Origin of the sequence: Sphingopyxis sp. DBS4 (assembly GCF_024628865.1) — a bacterium.
GTDB lineage: Bacteria > Pseudomonadota > Alphaproteobacteria > Sphingomonadales > Sphingomonadaceae > Sphingopyxis.
This window is the reverse complement of record NZ_CP102384.1, coordinates 404,951-419,905: the sequence shown is the minus strand read 5'-3', so window position 1 is coordinate 419,905 and position 14,955 is coordinate 404,951. Positions and strand designations below refer to the sequence as shown.

At 67.8% G+C, this 14,955-nt stretch carries 16 protein-coding genes; 6 read left to right on the top strand and 10 right to left on the bottom strand.

Going from position 1 to position 14,955, the window contains the following annotated elements:
- Positions 1-43: 43 nt before the first annotated feature.
- Positions 44-793: a triacylglycerol lipase gene (locus tag NP825_RS02000; protein ID WP_257547990.1), complete on the top strand. Its 750-nt coding sequence runs from the start codon at positions 44-46 to the stop codon at positions 791-793.
- A gap of 9 nt (positions 794-802) precedes the next feature.
- Here the strand turns inward: NP825_RS02000 and NP825_RS01995 are convergent, their stop codons facing one another.
- The gene (locus NP825_RS01995) at positions 803-1,321 is read right to left on the bottom strand and encodes a GNAT family N-acetyltransferase (protein ID WP_257547989.1); all 519 of its coding nucleotides are present in this window, start codon (positions 1,319-1,321) and stop codon (positions 803-805) included.
- A 411-nt stretch (positions 1,322-1,732) separates the two neighbouring features.
- Here NP825_RS01995 and NP825_RS01990 point away from each other — a divergent pair, with 411 nt between their 5' ends.
- The 3 genes from NP825_RS01990 to NP825_RS01980 are packed head-to-tail and all read left to right on the top strand — an operon-like array spanning position 1,733 to position 3,549.
- A complete protein-coding gene (locus NP825_RS01990) occupies positions 1,733-2,371 on the top strand; it encodes a methyltransferase (RefSeq protein ID WP_257547988.1) in 639 nt (212 codons plus the stop codon).
- Between the two features lie 31 nt (positions 2,372-2,402).
- Positions 2,403-2,861 (top strand): Rrf2 family transcriptional regulator, encoded by a 459-nt coding sequence (locus tag NP825_RS01985; RefSeq protein WP_257547987.1) that lies wholly within the window; start codon positions 2,403-2,405, stop codon positions 2,859-2,861.
- Positions 2,854-3,549, top strand: a complete 696-nt coding sequence (locus NP825_RS01980) for a class I SAM-dependent methyltransferase (protein ID WP_257547986.1) — start codon at positions 2,854-2,856, stop codon at positions 3,547-3,549. Before NP825_RS01985 ends, NP825_RS01980 begins: the two co-directional genes overlap by 8 nt.
- Here the strand turns inward: NP825_RS01980 and NP825_RS01975 are convergent.
- A complete protein-coding gene (locus tag NP825_RS01975) occupies positions 3,546-4,634 on the bottom strand; it encodes a fatty acid desaturase (RefSeq protein ID WP_257547984.1) in 1,089 nt (362 codons plus the stop codon). The two genes, NP825_RS01980 and NP825_RS01975, sit on opposite strands and share 4 nt — an antisense overlap.
- A gap of 126 nt (positions 4,635-4,760) precedes the next feature.
- On the opposite strand from NP825_RS01975, the gene NP825_RS01970 reads away from it, so the two are divergent.
- Positions 4,761-5,927 (top strand): N-acetyltransferase, encoded by a 1,167-nt coding sequence (locus tag NP825_RS01970; RefSeq protein WP_257547982.1) that lies wholly within the window; start codon positions 4,761-4,763, stop codon positions 5,925-5,927.
- 67 nt (positions 5,928-5,994) lie between these two features.
- Positions 5,995-6,921, top strand: a complete 927-nt coding sequence (locus NP825_RS01965; protein WP_257547980.1) for a class II glutamine amidotransferase — start codon at positions 5,995-5,997, stop codon at positions 6,919-6,921.
- A 1-nt stretch (position 6,922) separates the two neighbouring features.
- On the opposite strand, the gene NP825_RS01960 is transcribed toward NP825_RS01965, so the two are convergent.
- The 8 genes from NP825_RS01960 to NP825_RS01925 all read right to left on the bottom strand — a co-directional run bounded on the left by NP825_RS01960 (position 6,923) and on the right by NP825_RS01925 (position 14,908).
- Entirely contained in the window at positions 6,923-7,786 is an 864-nt protein-coding gene (locus NP825_RS01960) for a class I SAM-dependent methyltransferase (protein ID WP_257547978.1), read from the bottom strand.
- A gap of 24 nt (positions 7,787-7,810) precedes the next feature.
- Positions 7,811-8,803, bottom strand: a complete 993-nt coding sequence (locus NP825_RS01955; RefSeq protein WP_257547976.1) for a cyclic nucleotide-binding domain-containing protein — start codon at positions 8,801-8,803, stop codon at positions 7,811-7,813.
- A complete protein-coding gene (gene xth / locus NP825_RS01950; RefSeq protein ID WP_257551248.1) occupies positions 8,800-9,573 on the bottom strand; it encodes an exodeoxyribonuclease III in 774 nt (257 codons plus the stop codon). The genes NP825_RS01955 and xth overlap by 4 nt, the downstream gene beginning before the upstream one ends.
- A gap of 120 nt (positions 9,574-9,693) precedes the next feature.
- Positions 9,694-10,035 (bottom strand): iron-sulfur cluster insertion protein ErpA, encoded by a 342-nt coding sequence (erpA, locus tag NP825_RS01945; protein WP_257547974.1) that lies wholly within the window; start codon positions 10,033-10,035, stop codon positions 9,694-9,696.
- Positions 10,036-10,124: 89 nt separating this feature from the next.
- Entirely contained in the window at positions 10,125-10,832 is a 708-nt protein-coding gene (locus NP825_RS01940) for a M23 family metallopeptidase (protein ID WP_257547972.1), read from the bottom strand.
- A 115-nt stretch (positions 10,833-10,947) separates the two neighbouring features.
- On the bottom strand, positions 10,948-11,739 hold the full coding sequence (locus NP825_RS01935; RefSeq protein ID WP_257547970.1) for a ferritin-like domain-containing protein: 792 nt from the start codon (positions 11,737-11,739) through the stop codon (positions 10,948-10,950).
- Entirely contained in the window at positions 11,739-12,203 is a 465-nt protein-coding gene (locus NP825_RS01930; protein ID WP_257547968.1) for a peroxiredoxin, read from the bottom strand. The genes NP825_RS01935 and NP825_RS01930 overlap by 1 nt, the downstream gene beginning before the upstream one ends.
- Positions 12,200-14,908, bottom strand: coding sequence for a bifunctional [glutamine synthetase] adenylyltransferase/[glutamine synthetase]-adenylyl-L-tyrosine phosphorylase (locus NP825_RS01925; protein WP_257547967.1), 2,709 nt, complete (start codon positions 14,906-14,908; stop codon positions 12,200-12,202). The genes NP825_RS01930 and NP825_RS01925 overlap by 4 nt, the downstream gene beginning before the upstream one ends.
- Positions 14,909-14,955 lie beyond the last annotated feature (47 nt).

Here is a 14,955-nt window from a genome sequence, read left to right as displayed (position 1 = left end):
GCCCCGCCTTCGCGGGGGCGCAAAATCTGTTATAGGCCTCGCCATGCTTCGCGGTTTCCTCACCCGGCGCGCCGAATGGCCGGCGCGCATCGCCGATCCCGATGCGCCGCCGCCGCTGTCGCTGCTGTGGCGCGAGGTGGGCGCGCTGCTACGCGCGCTCGGCGGGCGCATCCGCCCGCTGCCGCCCGAGCCCAATCCCGACAGCGCGCATCCGCCGGTGATGGTCCTCCCCGGCTTCCTGTCGGGCGACTGGGCGACCAAGGCGCTGCGCGGCGACCTGCGCCGCGCGGGGTTCCGCTGCTATGCCTGGGGTCTCGGCTTTAACCGCGGCGCGACCCCCGACATCATCGACCGCATCGACACCCGTGTGCAGTGGATCATCGACCGCACCGGCCACGCCCCCGCGCTCGTCGGGTGGAGCCTCGGCGGCATCTATGCGCGCGAATATGCCAAGCATCATCCGGGCAAGGTCGCGCGCGTCGTCACGCTCGGCTCGCCCTTTTCGGGCAGCCGCCGCGCCAATCGCGCGTGGCGCCTCTATCACCTGATCGCGCGCCACCCGGTCGACAATCCGCCGATCGATTTCCACCCCGCACCGCGCCCGGCGATGCCGACCTTCGCGCTCTGGTCGAAGCATGACGGGGTCGTCGCGGTGAACAGCGCGCGCGGGTCCGCCCACGAAAGCGACCGGCGGATCGAGGTCGACTGCGGCCATATGGGCTTCGCCTATGCCCCCACCTCGGTCGCCGCGATCGTCAAGGCGCTGACCGAAGAGGTCGCCCCGCCCGCCTGAGCGCGCCGCTCAGCACACATCGATGCGGTCGAGCGGCGCCGCGCGCCAGCTCAGCAGCATCCGCCCCGGCCGCCGTCCCGCGAGCCCGGTCGAGACGAAGCCAACCCGGCGCAGCAGCGCGCGCGACCTTTCATTCTCCGGACGGCATTCGGCGACGATCGCACAGCCCGGCCGCGACGCGGCGAGCGCATCGACGACAGCACGCACCGCCTCGGTGGCGATGCCACGGCCGCGCGCGCGGGCGGCGAACCAATAGCCGATCTCATACTCGCGGCCCGCGCGGCGGTGGACGCCGATCACCCCGCTCAGACCGCCGCCGCTGCCGTCGCGCACCGCGTGAAAGACTTCGCCGCCGCCCGACCGCGCGATCAGGGCGCGCGCATCGTTTTCGGTGAAGGGCTCGGGCAGGAAATGGATTTGCGAGGTCACCGATTCGTCGGTGATCGCGGCAAGCGCTCCGGCGTCGTCAGCGTGCAGCGGCGCGATACGGCAATGGTCGGTCGATAAAGCAAGCAAAGTATCGGTCATGTCGCGTCTTCTTGAAAAGCGCACGCCGTGACCGGGGGTTGGTGGTGTGATGATGACCATTCGCCTGTCCGAACACGGCGGCGATGGTCACAGGGTGATGCCATGCCGCTCCTAGATAAAGGAGCGCCAATACGCCTTGAATCGAAGGGATCGGTCGTTGGTCATCGCCGCCGCGCCTATCAGCTTTGCGGGGTTCGATCAACCATCGGCGGGAATCGCAGGCGGACAGGCTGGCGGAGCGGCGGGCAAAGGCGCTAGAATGAGACCATATTTGATGGAATCGTCATCCCGGCGAAGGCCGGGATCTCATCGTCTCGGCCTGACGCACCGGCGAGATCCCGGCCTTCGCCGGGATGACGAGGATGGAGAACAATGTTTCAGCCTATTCTGACCACGCTCTAAATCCGGCGCATGGCCCTTTCCGACGCCGCCGCCTTCATCCGCGCCAACCTGCCCGTGCTGCCGGTTCCCGGCATCGCCGAAATCCGCCTGCACAAGGCGGTGCCGTCGAGCCGCGTCGGACGCCTCGCGGCGGACGGCGACGGGCCGCCGCCCTATTGGGCGCATCATTGGGCCGGCGGGCTCGCGCTTGCGCGCCATGTCCTCGATCATCCCGACGTCGTCGCGGGGCGCCGCGTCCTCGACCTCGGCGCCGGATCGGGGCTGGTCGCGATCGCCGCCGCCAAGGCCGGCGCGGCGCAGGCGATCGCCGTCGAGCCCGACCGCCACGCCCTGGCAGCGCTCGCGCTCAACGCGGCGCTCAACGATGTCAGGATCGACGTTCGCGCGGCGGACGTCGCCGCGCTCGACGTCCCCGATGTCGACACGGTGCTGGTCGGCGACCTCTTCTATTCGGACGAACTCGTGGAAACCGTCACCGCCTTTCTCGACCGCTGTCTCGATCGCGGCATCGACGCGCTCGTCGGCGATCCGTGGCGCCGTCCGCTGCCGCTCGCGCGTCTCGACGAAATCGCCCGCTACGAGGTCGCCGAGACCGGCGGAGCGACGAAGCCGAGCGGTGTCTTCCGCTTCCATCGCGACGGACCTTGATTTTCCACATTCATGTAATATATAAAGTTACATGAAACGCGACAGCCGATTATCGGGCGTGCTCCACGTCCTTCTCCACATGGCCGAGGCTGGCCGCCCCGCAACCTCCGAAAGCCTCGCAAAGGCGATGCAGACCAACCCCGTCGTGATCCGCCGCATATTGGCGGGCCTGCGCGAGGCCGGCTTCGTCCGGTCGGAAAAGGGCCATGGCGGCGGCTGGACGATCGCGCGCAATCTGGCTGCAATCACGATGCGCGATGTCTATGAGGCGATCGGCCGCCCCCATCTGATAGCGATGGGCAACCGCACCGAAGCGCCCGGCTGCCTCGTCGAACAGGCCGTCAACGCGGCGCTCGACACGAGCTTTCGCGACGCCGAGGCGCTGCTGCTCGACCGGTTCGGGCAAGTGACGCTCGCGACGCTCGCGGCCGATTTTCACGCGCGCATGGCGGCGCGCACTATCCCTGCACAGGAGCATATTCATGGCTGAAGGCGCGCAGTATTTCCTCGACAGTTTCAAGGATCCGGCCGCGGTCGCGCGCTATGCCGAAGGACCGCGGCGCTTCGTGCCCGGCCTCGACGGCCTCCACCGCATGACCGGGCTGCTGCTCGCCGAGCGCGTACCCGCAGACGCCCATATCCTCGTTCTCGGCGCGGGCGGCGGCAGCGAGATGAAGGCGATGGCCGACGCGTATCCCGGCTGGCGCTTCACCGGCGTCGATCCCGCCGGCCCGATGCTGGACCTTGCGGCCCAGGTGCTCGGGCCCGATGCCGGCCGCGCCGATCTGGTCGAAGGCTATATCGACGACGCGCCTGCCGGCCCCTTCGACGGCGCGACCTGCCTCCTCACCCTGCATTTTCTCGACCGGGCGGAGCGCACGCGGACCGCGGCGGAAATCCGCCGCCGCCTGAAACGCGGCGCGCCCTTCGTCGCCGCGCACGGCAGCTTTCCGCAAGGACCGGGCGAGCGCGACCGCTGGCTCGACCGCTATGCCGCCTATGCCATCGCGTCGGGCGGCGATCCCGAACAGGTCGCCAAGGGCCGCGAAGCGGTCGCCACGCATGTCGCCATGCTGAGCCCCGAGGAGGATGAAGCGGTCCTGCGCGCCGCCGGCTTCACCGGCGTCGAGCCCTTCTATGCCGCCTTCACCTGGCGGGGATGGGTCGGATACGCCTAGGCCGCGGCGCCGCGCGCCGAGCCGGCAACGAGGTTCATCACCAGCTTCGGCAGGCTGCGATAATTGGCGCCATGATATTGCGAGTCCGCGGGCAGCGCATCCTTCAGGCGGCGATGCGCCTCGGGCAGCGCGTGATAGGGCACGCCCGGCAGCAGATGATGCAGCGCATGATAGCGCAGCCCCACCGGCGCCCAGAGTTCGGGCAGCAGGCCCGGCGGCGGCACGTTGACGCTGTCGAGGAACTGGCCGGTCACGGTCAGCACCGCGCCGTCATTTTCCCAGAGGTGCGCGACCAGCGTGCGGATCTGGTTGAGCACCAGCGTCGCCGCCGCGATCGAACCGAAGATGATCAGCGCGCGCAGCGGCACCCAACCGAAGACGCCCGCGGCCACGAGCAGGCTCGACCAGACCCACGCGCCGGCTTCCTGCCACGCCCATTGGCGGCGAAACTCGCCCTCGGGCGATTTGCGGCGAAACATCGGGTTGATGATCATCCCCGAATAGCGCTCGCGCACCACGCGGCGTAGCGGCGGAATCACGAACGACAGCGGCGTCAGCACCGCATAGCGGAAAACGAGCGCGAGCGGCGCAAAGGCGGCCGCGACGACGAACAAAGGCACCGTCCACGGCTTCATCAGCGCGAGCGGCAGATATTCGGGATCCTCGACCGTGCCATATTTGGTGCGGTTGTGATGCAGGCTGTGAATGCCCTCGTACATGAAAGAGGGGATGAGCAGCGGCACGCCGACAAGGATGTTCCACGCGAGGCGGAACCCCGGCAACGCATTCTTGCGGATATGGGTGAGCTCGTGGATGAAACTGCCCGCGCGATAGAGCGCGAGCACCGCGACAAGGGCCGCGCACAGCATCCACGCCGTCGACGGCGCGAGGATCGCCGCCGCGACCCCGGCATAGCCGACCAGCGCCGAAGCGAGGAAATCGGCCCAATAGACGCGCGCGCTCGGCACGACGAGATCGCGCGTCAGTTCCGACGCCGCGCGGATCATCGCCATATCGTCGGCGATCGCCGATTTGGGCGCCTTCACCACCGGCGACTCCGACATCCGGTCGACAAGAGTGTTCATCGCTAACATGCCTATATCTTCACCATGATTTCGTGGCAGCAAAATGGCCGAATGCGGGTCGCCAGCGCCACGGCAATGCCCTAATGCGTCGCCAAACATATAGGATCGCTTCTTCAGGAAACCAGCATGACCGCCCATAACGAAGGCCCGATCACCATCCATCCCGTCCGCGACAAGGCCGAAAAGCGCGAGTTCGTCGAGCTCGCCTACCGCCTCAATCGCGGCGATCCGGCGTGGGTTCCGCCGCTGAAGGGCGAGGTTTACGGCCTGCTGACCCCCGGCGAGAATCCCTGGTTCGAGCATGGCAAGGCGCAGCTTTTCCTCGCGCGGCGCGGCGGGCGCACGGTGGGGCGCATTTCGGCGCATATCGACTTTCTCGCGCTCGAACAGCCCGCGGCGCAGGGCATGGGGCCGGGCACCGGCAATTGGGGCCTGCTCGAAGCCGAGGACGGCGAAACCGCGCACGCGCTGATCGCCGCCGCCGAGGACTGGCTGCGCGGCCAGGGGATGAACCGCGCGCTCGGCCCGCTGTCGATCTCGATCTGGGACGAACCCGGCCTGCTGATCGAGGGATTCGACACCCCGCCGACGATCATGCTCGGTCACAACAGCCCGCTCTATCGGGCGTGGATCGAGGCCGAGGGCTATCGCCCGGTCAAGACGCTCTATAATTATGGGGTCGAAATCGTCGACGGCTTTCCGCCGATCGTGAACCGCATCGTCGCGGCGGGCGAGAAGAATGCGCGCATCCGTATCCGCCGCGTCGACAAGAGCAAGTTCGATGCCGAGGCCAAGCTGATCATGGGCATATTGAACGACGCCTGGTCGGACAATTGGGGCTTCGTCCCGCTGACCGACGGCGAAATCGCCTATGTCGGCAAGAAGCTGAAGGACATCGTTTTCGAGGATCTGATCCGCGTCGCCGAAGTCGACGGCGAACCGGTCGCCTTCATGATCGTGCTGCCCAACATCAACGAAAAGCTGATCGACATGGACGGCTCGCTGCTACCCTTCAATTGGGCAAAGCTACTCTGGTGGCTGCGCAAGCCGAAAAGCCGCACGCTCCGCGTGCCTTTGATGGGCGTCGTCAAGAAGCTCCAGAACAGCCGCATGGCAAGCACCCTCGCCTTCATGATGATCGAGTTCATCCGCCGCGACGCGGTGCGCGACTATGGCACGCAACATGGCGATATCGGCTGGGTGCTCGACGACAATCAGGGGATGAACGCGGTCGCAGAGGCGATCAACGCGACGGTGAACCGCGTCTACCAGATCTACGACAAGCCGCTCTGATTGGTCGCTCGCCTTGATCCGGCAAGCGGTGTAGGCTTCGTGCACAACCAGCGGGCGGGGACAGTCTATGTGCCGGGCGATGATGTATCTGGGCGAGCCGGTGCAGCTCGACGACCTGCTGTTCAAGCCCGATAGCAGCCTCGTCAACCAGGCCTATATGCCGCGGATGCTGCACATGCTGAACCTCGCGGGGTTCGGGATGATGGCATGGGACAGCGCGAGCTTCGTTCCCGAACTGCCGCACCGCTATCGCTCGCCCTCGCTTCCCATTTTCGACGGCAATCTGAAATCGCTCGCGATCAAGACGCGCGCCGAATGCGTGATCGCGCATGTCCGCGGCGTCGCCTATTCGACCAGCGTCAAGGTCAGCGAGCAGAACACCCACCCCTTTCATTTTCCCGGCGCCGCGGTCGCGATGGCGCATAACGGCGACATCTATCGCATCGGCGAAATGAAGGGGACGCTGATGGCCGACATCGACCCCGAACTGCTCGCGCAGATTTCGGGATCGACCGACAGCGAGTGGGTCTATGCGCTGCTGCTCTCGCAGCTTCCCGACTGGCGGGTCGAACCGGCGCGCGACGCGCTGATCGCGGCGGTGCAGAATACAGTGGATCTGATCGAGGCGGCACGGCGGCATCACGGCATCGCCATCTCGTCGAGCTGCAACCTGTTCGTCACCACGGGGCGGCAGATATTGGGGCTGCGCCATTGCTTCGACTTCGGCCATTACCGCACCGGATCGCCCGACCAGCTCCACGAAGCGAATATGAATTTCCTGTCGATGTGGTTCACCACCGGGCGTGATTACGGCCTGCACGACGGCGAGTGGCAGATGGTCGGCGGCGAGGAGGAACCGCGCGCGGTGATCGTCGCGTCGGAGCCGCTGTCATCGAACAGCGCGACGTGGATGCCGGTGCCCGAATATGCGATGATCCATGCCGAAATGGACGGGAACCGCCCCGCGTTCCGGGTGGTTCCGCTGGCGCGATAGGCTAGCCCGCCGGGTTGCGCGCGGTGACGATCCAGGCGGCGCCGTCGATCATCACCGACCGCTCGCCCGGTTTCGCCGCGAACGCGCGCCGCACCGCCTCCGCCGCCTGCGCGCGGATCTCATCCGGCTGCTCGGCGAGCAGGCGCGCCAGCGGACCCACCTGAAAGGCCATGTCCACCGCATTGTCGACCGCCGCTTCGCGCGTCGCACCGTGCCCGAAGGGAACGGGATGGTCGAAAGGAGCGATGGAGACGTCGACGAACCCCGCGTCGGTCAGGATGCGCGCGACACGGCCGCTGTCGCCGAACGAGAAGGGGCCAGGCGCTTCGGGATCGGGCGGTGGTGGCAGGGGAATCAGGTCCGCGACCGCCGCCATCGGCAGGCGCACCCAGTCATTTTCCGCCCCGCCCCGCCAGCAGACGAACGCCAGCCGGCCCGCGGGCTTCAACGCCCCGCGCATATGCGCGAAGGCTGCGGCGGGATCATCGAAGAACATCACCCCGAAGCGCGAGAACAGCAGGTCGAACGCCCGCTCCGGCAGCGCCGCGGTCCCCGCATCGGCGAGCTCGAACGCCAGCGGCGCCCCGGCGGGAGCAGCCTCGCGCGCGCGGTCGATCAGCGGCGCCGAAATATCAACGCCCAGCACATGCCCGCGCGGTCCGACGCGCGCGGCGAGTGCGCGGCTCGTATCACCCGCGCCGCAGCCGACGTCGAGCACCCGGTCGCCCTCGCCCGCCGCCGCCGCCGAAAGTGCCGCGTCGCCGAACGCGACGAGCATCGCGTCGAGTCGTGTCTGATTGGCGACCCATTGCTCGCCGCTGCGCCCGTTCCAGTCGGCGACCTGATAGGCCTTGCTTTCCGTCATCATTTTCCCTTGCTGCTTGCTTCCTCAGGCCGCCACCGCATGTCCGCGGCGCATTGCGAGAATGCGCGCCTCGACCTGATCGAGCGCGTCGAGCGCGGTGACCAGATCGGCATTGACCGCCGCGCCGAGTTCGCGGCTGAGCGCGTCGCCGGTATCGATCATCTCGGCAAAGGTCGCGCGGTCGAAGGCGAGCAGCGTCGCTTGCTCGCTGGTCCTCAGCAGCCGGTCGTGTGTGCTGCCCGCAAGCATTGCGGCGATGCCGACGAACTGGCCGGGGCCGGTGACGGTGAGCTGATAAATGCCCTCGCGGTGCGGCAAGGCGCTGCGCACTGCGCCGCGCACGACAAGCCAGACCCGATCCGCCGCCCCGCCGACGGGTGCAAGGTCGGTATCGGCGGGCGCTTCGATCCGCGCGCCGGCGTCCCAGAAGGCGAGCCGCTGCGCCGGCGTCATCGCCGCACAGCACGGCAATTTCGCGAGAAAGGCTTCGGGCGTGAAGCTGTCCTCGGCCACCGGCGCGAGACCGCGCCGCGGGCGCGGGGTGAAGGCGCCGGGCTCGGCGACCAGCAGCGCCGCGATGTCGGCCGCCTTGGCGACGACGCGCCCGGCGATCAGCCGCCCGAGCTCGGCCTGCAATTGCAACGACGCGGGACGCAGCCGCGCCAGCGCGGCGCGGAACTGATCGGCGGGAAGATACCAGGTTGCAACGGGACCGCGCGCGATGCCCATCGCCGACCGCCTCAGGTCGCGGCCGATCAGCGCCATGTCACCGATCACCTCGCCCGGCCCGACCTCGGCGAGCTTCGCAAGCCCGCCGCCGGGCAGCCGTTTGCCGATATCGACACGGCCGGTATCGATCAGGAACAGCCCCTCGGCGCGCTCGTTCTGGACGAGGATCGCAGCGCCATCGGCGAAATGGCGCGGTACGAAAGCGTCGGCGAGCTCGGCGCGCTCGGCTTCGCCCAGTCCCGCGAAGAGCGGCGCGTCGGCCAGGTGAGTGGCCGACAGCGGGCTCATGCGAAGACCGCCCAGGTCGGCGCGTGGTCGCTCGCCTTCTCGCGCCCGCGATGATCCTTGTCGACCCCGGCATCGGTCAGCCGGTCGGCCATTGCAGGGCTGAGCAGCAGATGGTCGATGCGAAAGCCATGGTCGCGCTGCCAGCCGCCCGCCTGATAGTCCCAGAAGGTCCACACGCCGCCCGCCGGATGGCGGCTGCGGATCGCGTCGGTCCAGCCGTCGCCGAGGATACGGAAAAAGGCATCGCGCGATTCGGGCTGCATCAACGCGTCATTCGCCATCGGCCCGCGCGGGTCCCAGACATCGTCGTCATGCGGGATGACATTATAGTCGCCGGTCAGGATCGCCGGCACCTCGGCAGCGAGCAGCGCCTTCGCGCGTTCGCGCAGCCGCGCCATCCAGCGCAGCTTGTAATCGAACTTCGGCCCCGGCTGCGGATTGCCGTTGGGCAGGTAAATGCAGCCGACGCGCACGCCGAACACGTCGGCCTCCAGATAGCGCGACTGCTCGTCCTCGGCCTCGCCCGCGAGGCCGCGCTGAATTTCGAGCGGTTCGGTCCCCCTGGCGAGGATCGCGACGCCGTTGAAGCCCTTTTGCCCGTGATAGAGAAAGCCGTAACCCGCTGCCTCGATCTCCTTGGTCGGCATCGTCTCGTCGCTCGACTTGAGCTCCTGCAGGCAGGCGACGTCGGGCTGGGTTTCCTCGAGCCATTCGACAAGGCGCGGCAGGCGGGCCTTGATCCCGTTGATGTTGAAGGTCGCGACTTTCAGGGGCACCGGCTCACATCTCTTTCCGTTTGCCCTGAGCTTGTCGAAGGGCCGTTCTTCCTTCCAGCGTAAAAGAAGGACGGTGCTTCGACAAGCTCAGCACAAACGGAAGCGGTGTAGTCCCTAGACCGAGAAGCTCGATCCGCAGCCGCAGCCCGAGGCGGCGTTGGGATTTTCGACCTTGAACGACGATCCGCCGAGCGAATCGACGAAATCGACGACGCAGCCGCGCACCAGGTCGATGCTGACCGGATCGACGACCAGCTTCACTCCATCGGTTTCGGTGACGACGTCATCGGCATCGATGCTCTCGGCGAGGCCGAAGCGGTAGGTGAAGCCCGAACAGCCGCCGCCGTCGACCGCGAGGCGCAGCGCCGCCTCGGCTTCGCCCTTGCGGGTCGCGATCCAGCGGACGCGCGCCGCGGCGGCGGGGGACAGGCTAATGTCGGAAATCTGCGTGGCCATGGCCGCAAGATAGGAGGGGGGCGCTCAAATGAAAAGGGCGCCCCGGCCGTTTACCGTGGGGCGCCCCTCCTCTCCGACCCAGAGAAGCTTTATTCGGGACCGCCCATTGCGAGCTTCTTGTTACCCGTCATCGCCGCGATCGTCATCGAATCCGATGCGCAGAAGGGCAGCGGATTGACCGGCGACCCTTCGATGCGGACTTCATAATGGAGATGATTGCCGGTCGAGCGGCCGGTCGAACCGACATAGCCGATCACGTCGCCCTTCTTCACCTGCTGGCCGGGGCTGACGATATAGGACGACATATGGCCGTAGCGCGTCTCGATCTGGTTGCCATGCTCGATCTCGACATAATTGCCATAGCCGCCCAGCCGCTGGGCGCGACCGACGATGCCGTCGGCGGTCGCGTAAATCGGAGTGCCATAGGGCGCCGGAATATCGACGCCGTTGTGACGCGCGAGCTTGCCGGTGATCGGATGGACGCGCATCCCATAGGAAGACGAGAGCGACATCTGCTCGATCGGGCGGCGCGAGGGCACCGAGACGCCGATGTTCGCGGCCAGCCCGGTGTCAAGGCGCTTCCACGCCTGGAAGATCGCGCGCGCTTCGCGATCCTCAGTCTGCGCGACCAGACTCGCCGGGAAATTGTCCTGATCGGGTTCGTCGGGAACGGCGATGCCGGCATCGGCACCGGCAGCGTCCGCCGCATACGCCGCCGGAGCGGCAAGGCCCGTCAGCGCACCGGCGCAGACAATGAGGCCAAGATGAAACTTTTGCGCCAGAGAAGCGTATCGCACGTATCGACCCCGCAGTCCTTGTCGCCAGTGCCCTTTCTTAAGGGCCGCTGGTGCCGGATGTTATGTTCGGATGGGAACTCGTCCCTGCCCGCGAGTGTTGATGACGGCCCAAGCCTTACCAAGCAATAACGGCGTAATAGTCTTGCGTTAAACCGGCTTCACCGCGCGCCGAGTCGTTGAACGGCGGCTTAACGGAACCCCGGAATCGCGATTTTACGAGGCTTTGCCACGTTTCGACGGCGTTGAATCCCATTTCGTCGCACTTTTGGTTAAACCAGGCTGTGCCGGCGCGCACATGCCGGACTTCATCCTTGTAAATACGCGATAAAATCTTCGCAGACGGCGCGTCGCCGGCGGCGCGGAAGCGCTCGACGGTCGCGGGCGTGACGTCGAGCCCGCGCGCTTCGAGCACCATCGGGACGATCGCGAGCCGCGCCAGCGCATCGTCGCTGGTCGCCTCGGCGGCCTCCCACAGGCCGGCGTGGGCGGGGAGTTCACCATAGAAACTGCCAAGCTGGCGCAATCGCCGGTCGAGCAGCGCGAAGTGCATCGCCTCGTCGGCGGCGACCCCGATCCAGTCGTCGACGAAGCCGCGTGGAAATTCACCGCCGAAGCGCCCGACGAGATCGACGGCGAGATCGATCGCGACGAATTCGATATGCGCGAGCGCGTGGAGCATCGCGATCCGCCCGCGATCCGACCCGCCCTTGCGGCGGCGCGGCATCCGGTTCGGCGGCAGCAATTCGGGCTTTTCGGGCCACGCCGGACGATCGGGCATCGGCACGTCGCAGCGATGCGCGAGTTCGCCGCGCCGCCAAGCCCGCGCCAGCGCGCGCGCCGCGCGGCGCTTGTCGTGCGGGTCCGGCGTCAGCAGCACCGCGCGCGCAGCTTCGCCCAGCGTTGGCATCAAAGCGCCTTCGCAGCCTCCAGAACCGCGTCGGCGTGGCCCTTCACGCGGACCTTGCGCCACTCCTTCGCCAGCTTGCCGTCGGCGCCGAACAGGAAGGTCGAGCGTTCGATCCCCATATAGGTGCGGCCGTAATTCTGCTTCTCGACCCAGGTGCCGAAGGCTTCGCACACCGCGCCGTCCTCGTCGGAGGCAAGCCGCACGGTCAGCCCATATTTGTCGCGGAACTTGCAGAGCTTCGCCGGCGCGTCACGCGACACTGCCAGCACCTGCGCGTTCAGATGCGCGAAATCGGGCGCGAGGCGCGTGAAATCCTGCGCCTCGGTGGTGCAGCCCGGCGTGTCGGCCTTGGGGTAGAAATAGACGACCAGCGGCGCGCCCTTCATCGCCGCAAGGTCGATCGTCGCCCCGTCGGCGTCGAGCAAAGTAACCGTGGGAATGGCGTCGCCGATTGCGAGGGTCATGACTGTGTCTCCTGCTGCGGCGGGCGAATCGACGCCCACCAGTTGGCGATCTCGTGCCGTGCCGCGTCGTGTGCGGCAAGCAATTGCGGCCAGCCGGGCTCGCCGCACGCGCTCGCGACAAGCTGACGCGCGGCGGGCGTCGCGGGTTCCCCGTCGGGCGCGGTCAGGCGCAGCATGACGAGCATCCGGCCGAGCAGCGCGTGCGCGTCGCAAACCGCGGCGGGCGCCAGACCATCGACGCGCATACAGGCCAGCGCCGAGCCGATATTGGGGTCGTGACAGCGGCCGGTGGCAAGCTGTGTCACCTGCATCGCGAATTCGAGGTCGACGAGGCCGCCGGGACCGCCCTTGATGTCCAGCGGGCCTTTCGGCGGCTTGTGCGCGGCGATCTTGTCGCGCATCTCGGCGGCGTCCTTCGCCACCGCATCGCGATCGCGTGGGCTCGCGAGCAGATCGTCGATGATGCGGTGGAGTTCCGCCTTCGCGCCGTCCGAGCCATAGACCGGCCGCGCGCGGAGCAGCGCCATATGCTCCCACGTCCACGCCTCCTCGCGCTGATATCGCTCGAAACTGTCGAGGGTGACGACGAGCGGACCTTGCGCGCCTTGCGGCCGCAGCCTTGTATCGACGTCGTAGAGCTTTCCCGCCGCGGTCGGCACCGACATCGCCACGGTCACGCGCTGCGCGAGACGGTTGTAATAGGTCGTCGCGCCGAGCGGACGCGGCCCGTCCGATTCGGCGAGATGATCGCCGGTGAAAAGATAGATGAGGTCGAGGTCCGAAGCGTGCGTCAGCGCCCGGCCCCCGAGCCGGCCGAGCGCAAGGACGACCAGTTCGCTGCCCGGGACGCGGCCATGCGCCTGGACGAACTCCGCCACCGTCGCATCGGCGAGTACCTGCAACGCCGCCTCGGCCAGCTCCGCATAGCCGCAGGCGATCGTCATCGGGTCGCTCGCCCCGGCAACGAGTTGCACCCCATAGGCGAAGCGCCGTTCGCCGACGCGGTCGCGGACGCGATCGAGCAGGCGTTCATAGTCGAGCCCCGCCAGCCCCGGCGCCCATTCGGAGAGCAACTCACTCTTCGTTGCGGGCGCCTCGAACGCGCGCTTGTCGATCAACCCTTCGATCAGCTCGACCCGCGCGCCGAGCGCGTCGGCCAGAGTGGGGGCAAGCGAGAGGATGCGCGTCGCGATCCGCGCCAGCTCGGGCTGCGCCGCGAGCAGGTGAAAAAAATTGATCGCGCTCGGCAATCCGCCGACGAGCTTGTCGAAACGGAGCAAGGTCGCCTGCGGATCGGGCGCCGCGCCGATCGCCTTCATCAATTCGGGAAGCACCGTCTCCAGCGCGCCCTGCGCCGCCGGGCTGCGCAGCGCGCGGAGCTTGCCGCCGCGCCAGTCGGCGACGGTGCGAAGCGCGGCGTCGGGCGGCTCGAACCCCGCGGTCCTCAGCGCGCCCGCGAGTTCGCCCTCATCGCGCGGCAATCCGCCGGTCGCGGCGCGCTCGACCACCAGGCTGTCGTAGCAGGTGCCGACGTCGGTCACGACCGGCAGCAGCGCCGCGAGCAGGCCGGCGCCGTCGGCCTCGCCGTCGAGCCGGGCCACCGCGTCGAGCGCGTCGGGCGCGATGGGCAGGCTATGCGTCTGCTGATCCTCGATCATCTGCAGCCGATGCTCGATGCGGCGCAGCGTGGCGTAATGACCGGTCAGCCGCGCGGCGACCGCACCATCGACCCGCCCCGCCTTCGCCAGCGCGGCGAGCGCGTCGACGGTCGCGGGGACGCGCAGCGACGGATCGCGCCCGCCATAGATGAGCTGGTGGACCTGCGCGAAGAACTCGATCTCGCGGATGCCGCCGCGCCCGCGCTTCAGGTCGTAGCCGGGGCCGAACGCCTGCCCCTGCGAGAAATGATCGCGGATGCGGTCGCTCATCGCGCCGATTTCCTTGAGCTGCCGAAAATCGAGGCTGCGGCGCCAGATGAAGGGCTGGATTGCGGCGAGAAAATTCTCGCCAAGCACGCGGTCGCCCGCCGACGCGCGGCTGCGGATGAACGCCGCTTGCTCCCACGCGAGCGCCTCGGACTCATAATAGGAGATGGCGGCGCTTTCGGGGAGGACGATCGGCGTCACCTCGGGATGTGGCCGCAGCCGCAGGTCGACGCGCAGGACGTGGCCGTCGGCAGTGCGCGCCGACAATATCTCGACCATCCGCCGCGCGATCCGCACCGCCGCTTCGTCGGGGTCGTCGCGCGAACGACGTGGCAGCGTTTCGGGGTCGAAGATCAAAATCGGGTCGATGTCCGACGAGTAATTGAGCTCATGGCTGCCGAGCTTGCCGAGCGCGATCACCGCGAGCCCGCGCGCCTCCTCGCCCGGAACGCGTTCGGCGAAGGCGGCTTGGATCGCCGCGTCGCACGCCTGATCGGCGAAAACCGAAAGCAATCGCGTCGTCGCCGCGACATCATGCTCGCCCGACAGGTCGCCGAGCGCGAGCAGCAACGCCACGCGCCCGCGCCATTGGCGCAGCGTGCGCATGATGTCGTCGTCGACCGGCGGCGGCGCGACGAGCGCGAGCGCGGCGTCGGTGCCGTCGGCGAGAAACCGCGTCACGTCGTCGGGATTGAGCTCGGCGAGCCGGGCGAGGAAGGGCGCGTTGGCGGTCAGCCGGTCGAGCGCGGACTGGCGCGCGGATGCGTCGAGTACGGTCATCGAGTGCCGCTATCGCCTGCTCTCACCCAGCTATCAACCCTCCGTGC

What these genes read in the sequence shown, in the direction of transcription:
- NP825_RS01990 (WP_257547988.1), top strand. Translation starts at nt 1,733, where the DNA reads ATGGCCCTTTCCGACGCCGCCGCCTTCATCCGCGCCAACCTGCCCGTG.
- NP825_RS02000 (WP_257547990.1), top strand. Translation starts at nt 44, where the DNA reads ATGCTTCGCGGTTTCCTCACCCGGCGCGCCGAATGGCCGGCGCGCATC.
- NP825_RS01965 (WP_257547980.1), top strand. Translation starts at nt 5,995, where the DNA reads ATGTGCCGGGCGATGATGTATCTGGGCGAGCCGGTGCAGCTCGACGAC.
- NP825_RS01955 (WP_257547976.1), bottom strand. Translation starts at nt 8,803, where the DNA reads ATGAGCCCGCTGTCGGCCACTCACCTGGCCGACGCGCCGCTCTTCGCG.
- NP825_RS01975 (WP_257547984.1), bottom strand. Translation starts at nt 4,634, where the DNA reads ATGAACACTCTTGTCGACCGGATGTCGGAGTCGCCGGTGGTGAAGGCG.
- NP825_RS01985 (WP_257547987.1), top strand. Translation starts at nt 2,403, where the DNA reads ATGAAACGCGACAGCCGATTATCGGGCGTGCTCCACGTCCTTCTCCAC.
- NP825_RS01960 (WP_257547978.1), bottom strand. Translation starts at nt 7,786, where the DNA reads ATGACGGAAAGCAAGGCCTATCAGGTCGCCGACTGGAACGGGCGCAGC.
- erpA (WP_257547974.1), bottom strand. Translation starts at nt 10,035, where the DNA reads ATGGCCACGCAGATTTCCGACATTAGCCTGTCCCCCGCCGCCGCGGCG.
- NP825_RS01995 (WP_257547989.1), bottom strand. Translation starts at nt 1,321, where the DNA reads ATGACCGATACTTTGCTTGCTTTATCGACCGACCATTGCCGTATCGCG.
- NP825_RS01935 (WP_257547970.1), bottom strand. Translation starts at nt 11,739, where the DNA reads ATGCCAACGCTGGGCGAAGCTGCGCGCGCGGTGCTGCTGACGCCGGAC.
- NP825_RS01980 (WP_257547986.1), top strand. Translation starts at nt 2,854, where the DNA reads ATGGCTGAAGGCGCGCAGTATTTCCTCGACAGTTTCAAGGATCCGGCC.
- NP825_RS01930 (WP_257547968.1), bottom strand. Translation starts at nt 12,203, where the DNA reads ATGACCCTCGCAATCGGCGACGCCATTCCCACGGTTACTTTGCTCGAC.
- NP825_RS01925 (WP_257547967.1), bottom strand. Translation starts at nt 14,908, where the DNA reads ATGACCGTACTCGACGCATCCGCGCGCCAGTCCGCGCTCGACCGGCTG.
- NP825_RS01970 (WP_257547982.1), top strand. Translation starts at nt 4,761, where the DNA reads ATGACCGCCCATAACGAAGGCCCGATCACCATCCATCCCGTCCGCGAC.